Raw genomic sequence first — 15783 nt, 5'->3', positions numbered from 1 at the left:
TATTAATAGGTTTAACGCGGTCTATGTCATCACAACATCATATTCAGACTGAATAGATTTTTTCGCAAAATTAAGACACGTATTAAAGGACAAATACCATGCTCAACAAACAGACAATGATCAGTATAGAAGATGCACTGCCCGGTAGAGAGGCATCAATGCAGATCGACGACACTCATTTTGTCAATCAATCGAGTTTAACGGCGCAGCCACAAGCTAACCAGCAACAGATTTTGTTTGGCATGGGATGCTTTTGGGGAGCTGAACGCCTGTTTTGGCAACTCGATGGCGTGATCTCAACATCGGTCGGTTACGCTGGCGGTTATACTCCAAATCCAACTTACGAAGAAGTCTGCTCTGGAAAAACCGGACACACAGAAGTTGTTCGTGTCGTATTCGATGAAGCGGTAATTTCTGTAGAGCAGTTACTTGCGGCATTCTGGGAAAAACACGACCCAACTCAAGGTATGCGTCAAGGCAACGATTTGGGTACTCAATACCGCTCAGCGATCTACACCTACTCTCAAGAACAACAAGATGCCGCTGAAAAATCAAAAGCTCAATATCAACAAGCACTGCAAGAAGATCAACATTCAGCAATCACTACAGAGATCCAAGCAGCAGGTCCTTATTACTTTGCTGAAACTTACCACCAGCAATACCTAGCGAAGAACCCTAACGGTTATTGTGGTTTAGGTGGTACGGGCGTGTGCTTCCCACCAAGCCTACAAAGTTAACCACAACGAAAAAGAGCGACAAAAGTCGCTCTTTTACAATTCTTGTCATCACACTGGAAGAGATAAAATCGCTTGGTTTACTTCTCTAAATACAGAGAGTTGCTTGGGATTTTTGACATCAGGTAATAGCACTTTTCCGTTGTCAAAACGGAACTCACCAATACCTGCAATTGAGAATTGACCTTTGAATAAAGTCTTAACGAAACGCGCCACCTGACGTGGACGGTAAACAGCAAACTCACGTAGCATAACCAACCTCAACATCCTTTTGAGAAAACACCGATTGCTCTTTCCTTGGCAACCTTTATGCGCAATTTGCGACGAACTTCATTCTATCAAATTCCAACGTGAACGCAACATTATTAGATGGCATACGTTAAATAATTGTTATGTCGGGTTCTACATTTTTATGCACCGTACGTATATACTTGGTGAGTCTCACAACCCATATGGAACATAACAACATGAAAACTAAGACTCTCCTCCCTCTTCTACTCGCTCTTGCTCCAGGTCTGGCTCTGGCTCATAACCTATCTATTGGTGAGAGTGTACCCGCAGCAAAAGTCGATGCTTATGGTGAAATCGTACTGCAAGGCGAAGGTGTCGCTTACCAGCCTTGGGCAACTCAAAACATGCTGGGTAAAGTTCGTGTCATTCATGCAATTGCAGGACGCAGCAGCTCAAAAGCGATGAACGCACCACTAATGACAGCGCTAACTGAAGCGAAATTCCCAGAAGACGCTTACCAAACGACTACCATCATTAACCAAGATGATGCTGTTTGGGGAACAGGTTCATTTGTAAAATCATCGGCGCAAGACAGCAAACAAGAATTCCCTTGGTCTTCAATGGTGCTGGATGAAAACGGTGTTGTGGCAAACACATGGGCACTGCAAGAAGAAAGCTCTGCTATCGTAGTCCAAGATAAGCAAGGTAAGATTTTGTTTGTAAAAGAGGGCGCATTAACGCCTGACGAAATCACTCAAGTGCTTGGCTTAATCAAACAGAATATTTAGATCTGTTGATATATACCCAAGTAACCTCGAGATGCTTGGGTATACAGCTCTCCGCTCATTACACACTTTAAGCAAAGAGCCCCCTATTTTCCTGAGCGTAAGCTCTTATTTCACCTAGATAATTTACCCAAAACGAACAAAAGAGTGAACTTTTAACGAAAATGGGTGTTATATTATAACACTAGGTATCGTTTCAGGTTTTAAGATGCATTCTCGTTGGCAAGTCACCACACATCATTGGCGTCGCACTGTCATATTACTCAGTGTTGCGCTGCTGCTTACCTGGAACTTTGCAACCATCGCGCATCAACTTGATCTCATCCCAGAGCATCATAGCCATCATCATTGCCAGCTGTTTGCTGGTGCACAACATGGTTTGGTCAAGCAGTTACCGGAGATAATCCCTCCAACCTACCAGCGCGCCGCACACTCTGACGTCATAGAACGGCAGTTCAGCCTTAGCGACGTGCGTTATACTGCGCGTGCACCTCCTATTTTTGCTTAAACTTAAGAAGTCCCCTTATAAGAAATTAAGGTTGCTAGTCGCACGATTTGAACTGCAACCACATCAGAAAATTAAGCAAAATTAGGATAAGAAAATGCCATCTAAACACGCTCTAGCTCTTGTTATCGGTCTATCACTAACCGCTACTGCTAACGCTGAAGAATACCGTCAACATGAAGCACACGTGCACGGTCACGTAGAATTCAATATTGCTCAAGACGGTAAAGACCTATTGATCGAAATCACATCTCCAGGTGCTGACGTAGTGGGCTTTGAGCATGCACCAGAAAACGCAGAACAAGAAAATGCACTGAATAATGCTATTGCTGCTCTAAAAGACACGAACAACCTGTTTGCTATCAACCAGCAAGCAAAGTGTGTAATTGAAGATGTACATGTAGCTCACACGCTAGGAGAAGAGTCACACGAAGGTCATGATCACCACGACCATGGAGGTCACGATCATGATAAACATGACCACGAAGGGCATGATCACGATAAACATGACCATGACAAGCATAAAGACCATGATCATGATGAGCATGATGACCACCACGATCATGACGGTCACGAGCATCACGAAGGTCATGACCATGAACACGGTGGTCATGGTGAATTCACCGTAGAGTACCGCTACCACTGTGATTCAGTTGCAGACCTAAACAGCATCGATACGACTTGGTTTAAGCAATTCCCAGCAACGGAATCTATCAGTGTGAACCTGTTCACTGACACCACTCAGTCTGCGACTAACCTAAGCAAAGACAACGCAAAGATCGCAATTAAATAACTCATATGGCGTGTAAGTACCCACTTACACGCCATTGCTTTGGTGATTTACTATGACTGAAACCACGTCAAACGTTGTTGAGCTATCTAACGCCCAGTTTGTCTGGCCCGGCTCAGAAAACGCGACCATTAACATCCCGCAACTTCACATTGCTCAAGGCGAGCATGTCTTTATCAAAGGTCCTAGCGGCTGTGGTAAATCGACTCTGCTTGCTTTGTTAACTGGCATCAACACACTCACATCTGGCTCACTGTCGGTATTGGACACTGATATCGCCAGCCTAAGAGCAAGCCAAAGAGACAAATTTCGTGCCGATCACATTGGCTATATCTTCCAACAATTCAATTTGTTGCCTTACCTAAATGTGATTGAGAATGTTCTAATTCCATGCCAATTCAGCAGAATTCGCCGCGACCGCGTTGCTCCAAATGCTTCTACGGCATCACTGGAGCAACAAGCAACAACGCTATTAGAGCGCTTACGTTTACCAAAAGCACTGCATGACAAGCCGGTATCAGAACTCAGCATTGGTCAGCAACAACGTGTCGCAGCCGCACGCGCTTTGATCGGTCAGCCTGAATTGGTGATTGCCGATGAACCGACATCTGCATTGGATCATGACAACCGTAAGGCTTTCATTGAACTATTAATGGAGCAAGCCAACCTTGCTAATGCGACACTGGTTTTTGTCAGCCATGACCCGACGCTAGAGTCCTTGTTTGACCGAACACTCAATCTGCCTGAAATCAATCAAGCGCAAACCCTAGGAGCCGCATCATGAGTGCAGTTGTAAAGCTCGCTTGGAAAAGCCTGATGAACCGCAAGGCGACTGCTATTCTCACCATCATGACAGTCGCAATTTCTGTTGTTCTACTATTGGGTGTAGAACGCATTCGAACCCAAGCAAAAGACAGCTTCGCTAACACCATTTCTGGTACAGACTTAATTATCGGTGGTCGCTCAGGGCAAGTGAACCTATTGTTGTACTCGGTATTCAGAATTGGTAATGCCACAAACAACATTGACTGGAAGAGCTACCAAGAGTTTGCTAACCACCGCGCCGTAGATTGGGCGATTCCAATCTCGCTGGGTGATTCACACAAAGGCTTTCGAGTCATGGGGACCAACCACAGCTACTTCGAACATTATAAGTACGGAAGTAAGCAACCACTAACCTTCTCTGAAGGTAGAGAATTCAATGGCTTATTTGAAACCGTACTTGGCTCTGATGTTGCGAAACAACTTGGCTATAAAATTGGTAGCGAGATCATCATTGCTCATGGCATCAGTGATGTCGGCTTCAGTCGACACGATAACTTGCCATTTAAAGTGGTGGGGATTCTTGCGCCTACTGGCACTCCGGTGGACAAAACTGTCCATGTTTCTCTAGAAGCGATTGAAGCGATTCACGTCGGTTGGGAAAGCGGAGCTCGATTAGGTCCGACACCAAGTGCGGCTGAGCTCAAAGCCAGAGACTTCCAACCTAAACAGATCACTGCCATGTTGGTTGGCTTGAAATCACGCATTCAGACTTTTGCTCTGCAAAGACAAATTAATACTTACCCGAAAGAGCCGCTTAGCGCCATCATGCCGGGCGTCGCTCTGCATGAATTATGGGGCATGATGTCGGTTGCAGAACAAGCACTGATGGCAGTCTCAGGCTTCGTAGTCGTTGCAGGTTTATTGGGTATGTTGAGTAGCTTGCTAACCAGCTTACAAGAACGCCGCCGTGAAATGGCAATTCTGCGTGCGATGGGGGCAAGACCTAAACACGTCTTCTCATTACTGATCAGTGAAGCGAGTTTACTGACGTTTGCAGGCATCATTACTGGTGTTGCGGGCTTGTATTCCATTCTTGCCCTCTTGCAACCAATAATCCAACAAAGTTATGGTATACACCTAACCTTAACGGCACTGTCGCCGTATGAATGGATGTTGCTTGGCTTTGTACAGTGTGCAGGTATTGTGATTGGCTTCATCCCAGCATTCCGCGCTTACCGACAATCGCTCAGTGATGGAATGACAATTAGGATTTAGTAAAATGTGGAAAAAGATACTCGCTAGCTGTTTGCTACTAATTTCCTTCACTGCGCCAGTAATGGCAAGTGATGAACCATTAACGCTCGATTGGATTGATCTTGTGCCAGAGAATGAGCGCAAGATGTTCGACAGTGTTGGCATGCCAGCCACTGACCACAATGGTGGTGCGGCACTTCAATCTAAGATTGGTAATGTTCGCCCTGAGCTTAACGGCAGCAAAGTAAAAATCCCGGGCTTTGTCATCCCATTAGAAGGTGATGCGAATACGGTGACGGAATTCCTACTGGTGCCATATTTTGGCGCTTGTATCCATGTTCCGCCACCACCACCAAATCAGATCATCTATGTAAAATTCCCGAAAGGAGCCCCAGTGCAGGAGCTTTGGGATGTCATTTATGTGGTGGGAACGTTAAAAACCGAGACCATTGAACATGAGTTGGCAGAAACTGCCTACGTGATTGAAGGCTCATCAATCGAACCCTACGATGACATGTAACTGTCTGCTTGATTAAATAAATACACTAGGCGTCGGTTCGGCGCCTTTTTTATGCCTGCTGTTTATACGATATAACGAGATAAATACGCTAACACGCCAACATACAAAACCAAAAGTAGCGCTATCGACAGGTGTTTTCTCAGTTTGCTTGCGTCTGAATATTTCATCACCCCTCCAAAATAACGATAACAATTTTAACAACTCATTATCATTTTGAATAGTCCTTATTCTGTCAAAATCCGGACATGCCTCTCTGGTCGAGAAAACAGGAAAGGTGTAAATTTAAGCAAGCGCTAATCGCCAGTCTTGGTAGGAAATGAAATGGCAGAACCAACAAAGCAACCTGTTGTTATCGAACACGAACCCACACAACAAAAACATACTCATCATGAAAAGAAGTCTGGCTACATTAAAGACAGTGCAAGCCGTGTTCAAAGCATTGCCCAAATCTACGGGTTAGACGCATTGTTGCAAAGTGATCCTCCAGCTAAAACCGCACTAGAACGCGCTCAATTGCGTGAACAACGCCGCCAAGAGCAAAGACAAAAGAACTTAGAGCAGATCCTAAAACTGGCGCACAGCTCATGTCGAGATGAAACCGCAGGTGAACCTGACCAAGACTGGTTGTATCGTTTTTTCGATATGGCTCAGGACATCCACAACAGCTCAATGCAAAAGTTGTGGGCACAAGTCATGAAGCGCGAAGTGACCAACCCCGGCTCAACATCGATGAAAGCGCTTAAAGTCCTTAAAGATATGTCGCCGAGAGAAGCACAGACTCTGCAACGGGCAGCCACACTGGCATGCAGCTTCGGTGGAGATACCAGTCGCAAACTGCTGATTGGCTACAAAGCGCATGGCGGGATGTTCAGCTTTGGCAAACGCGATACCACTAGCAATCTTAATATGGGCAGCTTCCAGCTTCCTTATTCAAGCTTGTTAGTGTTGATTGAATTGGGACTGCTGCACAGCACTGAATTAGAGTCCGGAGAAATTGGCATTGAAACGCCTTTGATGCTCACCTATCAAGGTAAAAACTTATCACTGCAGGTAAATACGAAAGGCGTGCGCCTGTTGTACTACCGCTTTACCCCAACAGGTAATGAGTTGTGTAAACTGCTCGGAAATAAACCTAACAACCAGTATTACGATCAGATTTTAGCGCTTTTAAATCAGAGATTTAGCGTTCATAGTGAAGCAAAACCTACGGTGAATCACACCGTTTAGTACAGCAAAAAGAGCTTTTGGTCACCTATGATCCAAAAGCTCTTTTATCTGCTCAATGACTTTTTGGCCACCTATGATCCAAATGCTTTTTTATCGGATCACGCCACGTTGTTTAAGGTCGATTAAACACAACTCCACCAGCTCTTCGACACTCTTTTCGCCCGCAGGCAAATCAATTTCTGGGTTTGCTGGTGCTTGGTATTCTGAGTCAATACCGGTGAAATTCGGGATTTCACCTGCGCGTGCTTTTTTGTACAAGCCTTTTGGATCGCGACCTTCACATACTTCTAGAGACGCATTGACGAACACTTCAATAAACTCACCCTCAGGCAGTAGATCACGCACCAATTGACGCTCAGCGCGGTGAGGAGAAATAAACGCTGACAAAACAATCAACCCCGCATCTGCCATCAGTTTTGCTAACTCACCAATACGGCGAATGTTCTCGCGACGGTCTTGCTCAGAAAAGCCTAAATCGCTGCACAAGCCATGGCGCACATTGTCGCCATCGAGCAAATAAGTGTGATAACCCAATTCGGCTAAGCGATTTTCCAATGCGCCCGCCACCGTTGATTTACCTGCACCTGATAGCCCAGTAAACCAAAGTACCGCAGGCTTCTGCTTTTTTAATCCAGCACGAAACTGTTTATCAACCGAGTGCTGATGCCAAACGATGTTTTCATCTTTTACCGGAGTTTCGGCAGTCATAACGTATCCTTGTAAATTTACAGATTAAAACGGAAAGAAGACCGGAATCAGCGTCAGTACTAGCACTGAATACACAATGGAAATCGGCACGCCAATTCGCACATAATCGGTCAATTTGTAATTCCCTACGCTGTATACCAACAAGTTGGTTTGGTATCCGTAAGGAGAGATAAAACTGGCACTGGCACCAAACAGCACCGCCATAATGAAAGGCATTGGGTCAACGCCATAGCCTACCGCCATGCTATAGCCAATAGGGAAAGACAGCGCCGCCGCCGCATTATTGGTGACAAGTTCCGTTAGCACCAGAGTCATGATGTAAGTTGCAACTAAAGCGCCAAACACGCCCCAGCCATTAAAGGCTTCGATAAACATATTGCCCATACGCACCGACAAGCCGGATGAAATCATCAATTGCGCAATAGATAACGCAGAGCCAACAATCACCACGATATCAATTGGGAAGCGACGACGAAGTTCAGAAAGTTGAATCACACCAAAGGCAAGTAGCGCAATCAAATACGCCGCCAGACCTTTGATAATAGGTACGAGTTCCAACAACGCACAGCCAATCACTGCAGCAAAGCCAAACAACACCAAGGCCGATTTATTCGCATCCAAACGTGCACTCGAATCTAAATCGTTCACCAACACGAACTCTTTACGATGCGCGCGGCGTTCCGCTTCAAAGCGCTTACCGGGAACTAAAACTAACGTATCACCCGCGGCTAAAGTGATATTGCCTAAGCCACCTTCAAGACGCTCATGACCACGGCGAATCGCCACGACCACCGCATCAAATCGATCTCGAAAACGGCTCTCTTTAAGCGTTTTATGGCAGAAGGTCGCCGATGAGCTCACCACCACTTCCATGAAATTTTGTCCGTTGAGGTGTTGATGACCAAACAACGTTAAACCTGGGATCTCTTGTAGCGTCGCAACACTCTCTACATCACCACAAAATAGTAATCGGTCTTTAGCATTAAGCACAAAATCAGGACCAACAGAAGGTACACTGACACCATCGCGTATCACTTCAGCCAAGAATAGTTTTCTCAGTGCGCGTAAGTTATTTTCCGTAATAGTACGTCCAACCAGTGGCGAGCCCGGTTCGACACGAGACTCCAAGAAGTAAGGCAAGTCTTCTTGGTTTTGGTCATCGTAATTAGGCAAAAGGTAACTTAGCGGAATCAGAATCAGCACACCGCCCACCAGCACCGCTAAGCCAATCATGGTTGGAGTAAAGAAGCTCAAGCTTGGTAAGCCCGCATCCTCAACAAAGCTGTTGATGATTAAGTTTGTCGAGGTTCCAATCAGAGTCAGCGTGCCACCAAAAATCGCCGCATAAGAAAGGGGAATTAAAAGCTTAGAAGGCGCGTGTTGTTGATTACGTTTTATCGCACCAATTAATGACACCACAACGGCAGTATTATTAGTAAAAGAAGAAAGCAAAGCAGTAGAAAAACCCAACTTAGCGATCACACTGCCAAGGTGCCCTTCAGAAATACTGCGACTGACCCAACTGATTAATAGCGTTTTTTCTAATGCGCTCGATGCAAGAATCAACAACACCAAGGTCAGAAGTGAAGAATTAGTAAAGTTTGCCGCAATGGTATTGAGCTCAATCATCCCCGCCATAAACGCAATGAAAGCTGCCCCAGCAAATACGTAGCTTGGTTTGATTTTGGTTACGAGCAAACAAGTGATAATGCCAAGCAAAATCGCTAATACAAATCCTTGTTCCCACATAGCCAATCCTTACCAATAAACCCGATACGGGCACAACAACGACTCGTGCAAACTTAGCTGCACGGAGTGACAAACGAGTAACCAGACAAAAAAGCAAAGCAAGCGAAAAAGAACGCCAGAATGCTCGGTTTCTTGGGCTTCCGGAGCATTCTGGATTCGGGGGAAATCAGCCTGACGGGTTTCGCAATCCAGTCAGGCTAAGTGAACCAATTACTTCTTCAATAACTGGCTCAGGTCTTTAGCTTCCCAATGCGGGAAGTGCTTACGAACCAAAGCATTGAGTTCAAGCTCGAACGCAGAAACATCCGCAAGACCACGCTCAACAGCAGCCAAACTTTCTTTCGCCATGCCGGCACCTACTGTTACATTGGTTAGACGATCGATGATGATGAAGCCGCCGGTATCGGCACAATCTTGGTAGTTATCCAATGCGACAGATTCGTTCAGCGACCACTCACACAAACCGATGCCGTTGAGTGGCAATTCAGCTGCACCGTGAGTAGAAAGATTGTTGATGTCGTACTGGTGACGAATCGCTTCAACGTGACCAACCGTCTTCTTACCAGCAATCTTAATGTCGTAATCACGACCCGGTTGCAGCGGTTGCTCTGTCATCCACACCACGTCAGCCAACAAGTGGTTAGTTGACTCTACTTGTGCATTTTCCAGCACCAGCAAATCACCACGACTGATATCAATTTCGTCATTCAGAGTCAGCGTCACAGCCAGACCTGCTTGTGCTTCCTGTACATCGCCATCAAAGGTCACGATGCGTGCAACGGTTGAGGTTTTGCCTGATGGCAGCGCCTTGATCGCATCACCTACTTTCACTGAACCTGATGAAATCGTGCCCGCAAAACCACGGAAATCGAGATTAGGACGGTTTACATACTGAACAGGGAAACGGAAATCACCTTCGCCTTTCTCATGGTCAACATCAACAGTCTCAAGTAGCTCAAGCAGAGATGGACCTTCAAACCAACTTAGGTTCTGTCCTTTCTCTACTACGTTGTCGCCTTCTAGCGCTGACAACGGAATGATTTGGATATCCGTCTCTCCCGCTAGGTTTTCTGAGAACTGTAAGTACTCATCACGGATCTCTTCAAAACGTTCTTGTGAGTAATCCACCAAGTCCATTTTGTTGATAGCGACAACAAAGTGTTTCAAACCCAGTAGGTTAGAAATGAATGAGTGACGACGCGTTTGGTCCAACACTCCTTTACGTGCATCAACCAGAATCACAGCCAAATCACAGGTCGATGCACCTGTTGCCATGTTACGCGTGTATTGCTCATGCCCTGGCGTATCAGCAATGATGAACTTACGTTTCTGCGTCGAGAAATAACGGTAAGCCACATCAATGGTGATGCCCTGCTCGCGTTCTGCTTGTAGACCATCTACCAGCAATGCCAAATCTGGCTTTTCACCCGTGGTGCCTACGCGTTGGCTATCCGAGTGAACCGCAGCTAGCTGATCTTCATAAATTTGTTTTGAGTCGTGGAGTAAGCGACCGATTAGGGTACTTTTACCGTCATCTACCGAGCCACAAGTCAGGAATCTAAGTAACGACTTGTACTGGTGTTGTTTTAAATAGCCTTCAATACCAAGCTCGGCTAACTGAGCTTCAACTGCACTGTTCATTATCTTTCCTTAGATCCTTTAGAAGTAACCTTGACGTTTCTTAAGTTCCATCGATCCTGACTGATCGTGGTCGATCGCACGACCTTGGCGCTCACTTGAGGTTGCCACCAGCATTTCTTCGATGATGCCTGTTAGCGTGTTTGCTTCAGACTCAATCGCGCCAGTCAGTGGATAACAACCCAAAGTACGGAAACGAACACTCTTCTCTTCAATCACTTCACCTGGTTCTAGCTCCATGCGGTCATCGTCTACCATGATCAGCATGCCATCACGCTCAACAACCGGTCGCTTGTCTGCAAGGTACAGAGGCACAATCTCGATGTTTTCTAGGTAGATGTATTGCCAGATATCCAGCTCAGTCCAGTTTGAAAGTGGGAACACACGAATGCTTTCCCCTTTGTTTACTTGACCGTTGTATGTTTTCCAAAGCTCCGGACGTTGGTTTTTCGGATCCCAGGTATGGTTCTTATCGCGGAATGAGTACACGCGCTCTTTTGCACGTGACTTCTCTTCATCACGACGTGCACCACCGAATGCCGCATCAAAACCATACTTGTTCAGAGCTTGCTTCAAACCTTGAGTCTTCATAATGTCGGTATGCTTAGAAGAGCCGTGCACAAATGGGCTACAACCCATTGCTAGACCTTCTGGGTTCTTATGAACCAAAAGCTCAAAGCCGTATTTCTCAGCAGTACGATCACGAAACTCGATCATCTCGCGGAATTTCCAATCCGTATCTACGTGCAGCAGTGGGAATGGAATTTTGCCTGGGTAGAAGGCTTTACGCGCAAGATACAACATGACTGATGAATCTTTACCAATCGAATACATCATGACTGGGTTATCGAACTCAGCTGCAACTTCGCGGATGATATGAATACTCTCCGCTTCGAGTTGTTTAAGGTGAGTTAAACGTTGTTGGTCCATGTTTTGTCTTTCCTTTTTAAGCTTGAAGGCTCATTAGTCCCTAATCTTTGGTCTGAAATTATATGGAGCTGGCAATAGCACTTTTGTTGAATTCAGTACTAGACAAAAACCAGTCCAACTTTTGAGACAGACGCACAACTTCGCCGACAACAATCAAAGACGGAGCTTGAGCTTCTTTAGATAATTCAGATAGTTGAGAAAGTTCTCCGGTGAAAACTTTTTGCTGGATTTGCGTACCGCGCTCGATGATGGCAATAGGGGTTGAGGCTGCCCTACCATGTTTGATGAGCTGATTCTGAATATAGTGTGATTTCATCAGTCCCATGTAGATCACTAAAGTCTGATTCCCGCGCGCTAATGTCGACCAGTCCATGTCGTCACTTTCTTCTTTAAGATGACCCGTAACAAACAGTGCTGACTGCGCGTAATCACGATGCGTCAGCGGGATCCCGGCATAAGCAGTCGCACCCGCAGCGGCAGTAATGCCCGGAACTACTTGGAAACGAACACCGGCATCAGCCAAAACTTCCAATTCTTCACCACCGCGACCAAACACAAATGGATCGCCACCTTTAATGCGCACCACTTTGTAGCCTTGCTTGGCAAAGTCCACCAGCAATTGGTTAGTCTTTTCTTGCGGCACACTGTGGTGACCAGCACGTTTACCCACGCACACCAAAATGGTTTCGCTTGGAATTAGCGCCATGATCTCGTCAGACACTAGGTAGTCGTAAAGCACGACGTCAGCCTGTTGTAGGCAGTTAAGTGCTTTCAGTGTTAACAGCTCAGGGTCACCCGGACCGGCACCAACAAGGGCAACTTCACCTGGTTGAAGAGATTGCTTGCTAAAACGCGGAAGATCGGCAGCTCGGTTATTCGAAACCAGCCGAGGCTTGTTGATTGGAAAATTCGTTACTGAATCGTTAACTGCCATGTGCTTGCTCATCATCCATTGATATCGTTATGGATGGCATTATGGCGGTGGGTTTATATTACCGGAAATTCTAAAATTTCATTTTTTATTCAAAAAACTGCTAAGAAGCTTTTGTTAGGTCTCATTCAAAATGGTGAAAAAGGCATCACTTTGACACTTTCCTCCGCATTTAATTGCCTAATGTTCACAGTTTTCTGCATCTTAGCCTGAGCTTGCACTAATATTTGTTACATTACGCTGTACGACCCCTCTATCCCATTTAATTGGAGCACCTCATGAAAATGGCAGTTAATCCCGTATCCGTCGCAGTTTTAAGCGGTATGTTGACGCTTGCAGGTCCAGCAATGGCGGACACTATTAAGCTACGTATTATCGAAACCACCGATATTCACACCAATGTGATGGATTACGACTACTACAAAGATCAGCCCTCTCAACAAATCGGTCTTAGCCGTGCGGCGACACTGGTTAAGCAAGCTCGTGAAGAAGCTGTAAACAGTGTATTGGTCGACAATGGCGACTTGATTCAAGGCAGCCCGATGGGCGATTACATGGCAGCGAAAGGGATTAACGCTGGCGAAATCCACCCGGTATACAAAGCGATGAACCAGTTGGATTACGATGTAGGTAACATTGGTAACCATGAATTCAACTACGGTCTTGAGTTCCTGAAAAACTCTATCGACGGTGCGAACTTCCCTTATGTTAGTGCTAACGTTTTCGACAAGAAGACAGGTGAGCACTACTTCAAACCTTATCTCATTAAAACGCACACGTTTAAAGACACCGACGGTCAAAGCCACGAAATCAAAGTGGGCTACATCGGCTTCGTACCACCGCAAATCATGGTGTGGGATAAGAAAAACCTAGAAGGTAAAGTTTTCGCTGAAGACATCACTGAGACTGCGAAAAAGTTGGTTCCTCAGATGAAGAAAGAAGGTGCTGACGTAATTGTGGCGATTCCACACTCGGGCATTTCGACTGACCCATACAAGCTCGGCGCTGAAAACTCGGTTTACTATCTCACAGAAGTTGAAGGCATTGATGCGATTGCATTTGGTCACTCTCACGCCGTGTTCCCAGGTAAAGACTTTGCCAAGCTACAAGGCGTCGACAACGCAAAAGGCACAATTAATGGCGTAACCGCAGTCATGCCAGGTCGCTGGGGTAGCCACGTTGGCGTAATGGACTTGATGCTGAAAGAAAAAGACGGCAAATGGCAAGTTGTTGAGGGTCAATCTGAAGCTCGCCCTATCTTCGACAAAGCCAACAAAAAGTCGTTGGCGGAAGCCGATAAAGGCATCGTGGATGCACTTGTTGATGACCACAAAGGCACACGTGAATTCGTCAATCAGCCAATCGGTAAAGCAAATGATGTGATGTACAGCTTCCTAGCACTTGTACAAGATGATCCAACGATTCAAATCGTAAACCTTGCTCAAAAAGATTACGTGGAACGCTTTATCCAAGGCGACCCAAATCTTGCAGACATTCCAGTACTAAGCGCAGCTGCACCATTTAAAGTGGGCGGACGTAAAGACGATCCAAATGGCTTCACGGAAGTAGAGTCCGGCCAGCTGACTTTCCGTAATGCCGCGGATCTTTACTTATACCCGAATACGCTGGTAGCAATGAAGGTTAAAGGCAAAGAAGTTCACGAATGGCTAGAGTGTAGCGCGGGTCAGTTCAACCAGATTGATGTCAACAGCACCAAACCTCAGTCTTTGTTGAATTGGGATAACTTCCGCACTTATAACTTCGACGTGATTGATGGTGTGAACTACCAAATCGATGTCACTCAACCACCGAAGTACGATGCAAGTTGTAACGTGATCAACCCAGACTCACAACGTATCGTGAACCTGACTTATAACGGAAAACCGGTGGATCCGAAGCAAGACTTCATCATTGCAACCAACAACTACCGTGCTTACAGCGCGACTTTCCCAGGCACTGGTCCGGATTTCATCGCATTTGATTCTCCAGATGAGAACCGCTCAGTAGTTGCTGCTTACATCTCTCGCATCAGTAAAGAGCAAGGTGAAGTAACACCAAGTGCAGATAACAACTGGTCTTTCGCGCCAATCAAATCGGATAACAAACTTGATGTTCGCTTTGAAACCTCACCAAGTGATAAAGCTGCGCAGTTCATCAAAGAGAAAGGGCAATACCCGATGAAACGTGTCGCAACTGACGAAGTTGGTTTCGCGATTTACCAAATCGACCTGAATAAATAAGGGGTATGCCCAAGTAACCTCGAGATGCTAGGTTCTGCGAGAATGACTTGGGTATACTTGACAATGATTTCAAGCGGCTCTCATGAGCCGCTTTTTTGTTATCAGTAAAAAACGTTAGAATGAGAAAAACCGTTTCTGAGTTATCACATGCACAGCGATCTTTTTTCAGACTTAATCAATCATGGCTTCCTCGAAAATGAGGCAAATCAACTTATTGAACATGGGCAACAGCTTGAACTGCCAACGCGCCATATTCTCAATCACCAAGGTGAGTTCAGCTCGCACATCTACTTTGTATTAGAGGGATTGTGCCACGCCAGTTATCTGACCGACAAAGGGAAGGAATTCAGTAAAGAGTTCTACTGGGAAAAAGATTGGGTGATTGGCTTTGAAGGGCTTATCAAAAATCAGCCTTCGCCGTATTTATTGGAAACGCTGACACCTTGTCATCTGTTTTGCTTACCGGTTGAAGTGCTACATCAGTGGCGTGAAGAAAAGCATCCTATCTACTTAAAGCTGCTCGAAGCGCAACTGATGCATAAAGAAAACAAAGAACGTTTTATGTTGCTTTACTCACCAGAAGAACGTTACCAACTGTTTTGTCAACACTATCCAGACTTAGAACAGCGCATTACCGATAGCCAGATTGCCGCTTACTTGGGGATTACCGCGATCAGTCTTAGCCGAATTAAGTCGCGCTTAAAGAAAGGCAATGAATAAGGTCAGATAGGCTGGAAAAAACAAAGGCGCTCAATGTCGAGCGCCTTTGCATTAAA

At 45.7% G+C, this 15783-nt stretch carries 16 protein-coding genes; 10 read left to right on the top strand and 6 right to left on the bottom strand.

Going from position 1 to position 15783, the window contains the following annotated elements; translation table 11 throughout:
• Positions 1-98: 98 nt before the first annotated feature.
• Complete coding sequence (gene msrA / locus NL647_RS15295; protein ID WP_253650366.1) at positions 99-737, top strand: peptide-methionine (S)-S-oxide reductase MsrA; 639 nt, start codon at positions 99-101, stop codon at positions 735-737.
• A 48-nt stretch (positions 738-785) separates the two neighbouring features.
• On the opposite strand, the gene NL647_RS15290 is transcribed toward msrA, so the two are convergent.
• On the bottom strand, positions 786-986 hold the full coding sequence (locus NL647_RS15290; protein ID WP_005450516.1) for a DUF1107 domain-containing protein: 201 nt from the start codon (positions 984-986) through the stop codon (positions 786-788).
• A gap of 215 nt (positions 987-1201) precedes the next feature.
• On the opposite strand from NL647_RS15290, the gene NL647_RS15285 reads away from it, so the two are divergent.
• From NL647_RS15285 to NL647_RS15255, 7 genes are all read left to right on the top strand, one after another.
• Positions 1202-1753 (top strand): YtfJ family protein, encoded by a 552-nt coding sequence (locus tag NL647_RS15285; RefSeq protein ID WP_101904259.1) that lies wholly within the window; start codon positions 1202-1204, stop codon positions 1751-1753.
• A gap of 205 nt (positions 1754-1958) precedes the next feature.
• Entirely contained in the window at positions 1959-2258 is a 300-nt protein-coding gene (locus NL647_RS15280) for a DUF2607 family protein (RefSeq protein WP_005450520.1), read from the top strand.
• A gap of 94 nt (positions 2259-2352) precedes the next feature.
• The gene (locus NL647_RS15275) at positions 2353-3048 is read left to right on the top strand and encodes a DUF2796 domain-containing protein (RefSeq protein WP_253650365.1); all 696 of its coding nucleotides are present in this window, start codon (positions 2353-2355) and stop codon (positions 3046-3048) included.
• Between the two features lie 52 nt (positions 3049-3100).
• Positions 3101-3829 (top strand): ABC transporter ATP-binding protein, encoded by a 729-nt coding sequence (locus tag NL647_RS15270; RefSeq protein ID WP_009698868.1) that lies wholly within the window; start codon positions 3101-3103, stop codon positions 3827-3829.
• Positions 3826-5085: an ABC transporter permease gene (locus tag NL647_RS15265; protein WP_154203235.1), complete on the top strand. Its 1260-nt coding sequence runs from the start codon at positions 3826-3828 to the stop codon at positions 5083-5085. The genes NL647_RS15270 and NL647_RS15265 overlap by 4 nt, the downstream gene beginning before the upstream one ends.
• Positions 5086-5089: 4 nt before the next feature.
• Positions 5090-5584, top strand: a complete 495-nt coding sequence (locus tag NL647_RS15260) for a DUF3299 domain-containing protein (protein ID WP_005450528.1) — start codon at positions 5090-5092, stop codon at positions 5582-5584.
• 321 nt (positions 5585-5905) lie between these two features.
• A complete protein-coding gene (locus NL647_RS15255) occupies positions 5906-6811 on the top strand; it encodes a TIGR03899 family protein (protein WP_253650364.1) in 906 nt (301 codons plus the stop codon).
• Positions 6812-6901: 90 nt separating this feature from the next.
• Here the strand turns inward: NL647_RS15255 and cysC are convergent, their stop codons facing one another.
• From cysC to cobA, 5 genes are all read right to left on the bottom strand, one after another.
• Positions 6902-7519, bottom strand: coding sequence for an adenylyl-sulfate kinase (gene cysC, locus NL647_RS15250; protein WP_005450533.1), 618 nt, complete (start codon positions 7517-7519; stop codon positions 6902-6904).
• A gap of 24 nt (positions 7520-7543) precedes the next feature.
• Positions 7544-9268 carry an SLC13 family permease gene (locus NL647_RS15245; RefSeq protein ID WP_009698870.1) on the bottom strand — a complete coding sequence of 575 codons (1725 nt, stop codon included), beginning with the start codon at positions 9266-9268 and terminating at the stop codon, positions 7544-7546.
• A gap of 210 nt (positions 9269-9478) precedes the next feature.
• Positions 9479-10909, bottom strand: coding sequence for a sulfate adenylyltransferase subunit CysN (gene cysN, locus NL647_RS15240; protein WP_253650363.1), 1431 nt, complete (start codon positions 10907-10909; stop codon positions 9479-9481).
• Positions 10910-10927: 18 nt separating this feature from the next.
• The gene (gene cysD, locus NL647_RS15235; protein WP_253650362.1) at positions 10928-11836 is read right to left on the bottom strand and encodes a sulfate adenylyltransferase subunit CysD; all 909 of its coding nucleotides are present in this window, start codon (positions 11834-11836) and stop codon (positions 10928-10930) included.
• A gap of 58 nt (positions 11837-11894) precedes the next feature.
• Positions 11895-12770: a uroporphyrinogen-III C-methyltransferase gene (gene cobA, locus NL647_RS15230; protein ID WP_009698871.1), complete on the bottom strand. Its 876-nt coding sequence runs from the start codon at positions 12768-12770 to the stop codon at positions 11895-11897.
• A gap of 275 nt (positions 12771-13045) precedes the next feature.
• Between cobA and cpdB the strand changes: the two genes are divergently transcribed.
• Entirely contained in the window at positions 13046-15007 is a 1962-nt protein-coding gene (gene cpdB, locus NL647_RS15225) for a 2',3'-cyclic-nucleotide 2'-phosphodiesterase (RefSeq protein WP_029788845.1), read from the top strand.
• Between the two features lie 147 nt (positions 15008-15154).
• On the top strand, positions 15155-15727 hold the full coding sequence (locus NL647_RS15220; RefSeq protein WP_009698873.1) for a Crp/Fnr family transcriptional regulator: 573 nt from the start codon (positions 15155-15157) through the stop codon (positions 15725-15727).
• Positions 15728-15783: the final 56 nt, after the last annotated feature.

Origin of the sequence: Vibrio sp. Y29_XK_CS5, assembly GCF_024181835.1 — a bacterium.
In the GTDB taxonomy this organism is placed as follows: Bacteria; Pseudomonadota; Gammaproteobacteria; order Enterobacterales; family Vibrionaceae; genus Vibrio; species Vibrio harveyi.
Note: the sequence above shows the minus strand (reverse complement) of the source record. Positions and strands in the feature narration are given on the sequence as shown.

What these genes read in the sequence shown, in the direction of transcription:
- msrA (WP_253650366.1), top strand. Translation starts at nt 99, where the DNA reads ATGCTCAACAAACAGACAATGATCAGTATAGAAGATGCACTGCCCGGT.
- NL647_RS15290 (WP_005450516.1), bottom strand. Translation starts at nt 986, where the DNA reads ATGCTACGTGAGTTTGCTGTTTACCGTCCACGTCAGGTGGCGCGTTTC.
- NL647_RS15285 (WP_101904259.1), top strand. Translation starts at nt 1,202, where the DNA reads ATGAAAACTAAGACTCTCCTCCCTCTTCTACTCGCTCTTGCTCCAGGT.
- NL647_RS15280 (WP_005450520.1), top strand. Translation starts at nt 1,959, where the DNA reads ATGCATTCTCGTTGGCAAGTCACCACACATCATTGGCGTCGCACTGTC.
- NL647_RS15275 (WP_253650365.1), top strand. Translation starts at nt 2,353, where the DNA reads ATGCCATCTAAACACGCTCTAGCTCTTGTTATCGGTCTATCACTAACC.
- NL647_RS15270 (WP_009698868.1), top strand. Translation starts at nt 3,101, where the DNA reads ATGACTGAAACCACGTCAAACGTTGTTGAGCTATCTAACGCCCAGTTT.
- NL647_RS15265 (WP_154203235.1), top strand. Translation starts at nt 3,826, where the DNA reads ATGAGTGCAGTTGTAAAGCTCGCTTGGAAAAGCCTGATGAACCGCAAG.
- NL647_RS15260 (WP_005450528.1), top strand. Translation starts at nt 5,090, where the DNA reads ATGTGGAAAAAGATACTCGCTAGCTGTTTGCTACTAATTTCCTTCACT.
- NL647_RS15255 (WP_253650364.1), top strand. Translation starts at nt 5,906, where the DNA reads ATGGCAGAACCAACAAAGCAACCTGTTGTTATCGAACACGAACCCACA.
- cysC (WP_005450533.1), bottom strand. Translation starts at nt 7,519, where the DNA reads ATGACTGCCGAAACTCCGGTAAAAGATGAAAACATCGTTTGGCATCAG.
- NL647_RS15245 (WP_009698870.1), bottom strand. Translation starts at nt 9,268, where the DNA reads ATGTGGGAACAAGGATTTGTATTAGCGATTTTGCTTGGCATTATCACT.
- cysN (WP_253650363.1), bottom strand. Translation starts at nt 10,909, where the DNA reads ATGAACAGTGCAGTTGAAGCTCAGTTAGCCGAGCTTGGTATTGAAGGC.
- cysD (WP_253650362.1), bottom strand. Translation starts at nt 11,836, where the DNA reads ATGGACCAACAACGTTTAACTCACCTTAAACAACTCGAAGCGGAGAGT.
- cobA (WP_009698871.1), bottom strand. Translation starts at nt 12,770, where the DNA reads ATGGCAGTTAACGATTCAGTAACGAATTTTCCAATCAACAAGCCTCGG.
- cpdB (WP_029788845.1), top strand. Translation starts at nt 13,046, where the DNA reads ATGAAAATGGCAGTTAATCCCGTATCCGTCGCAGTTTTAAGCGGTATG.
- NL647_RS15220 (WP_009698873.1), top strand. Translation starts at nt 15,155, where the DNA reads ATGCACAGCGATCTTTTTTCAGACTTAATCAATCATGGCTTCCTCGAA.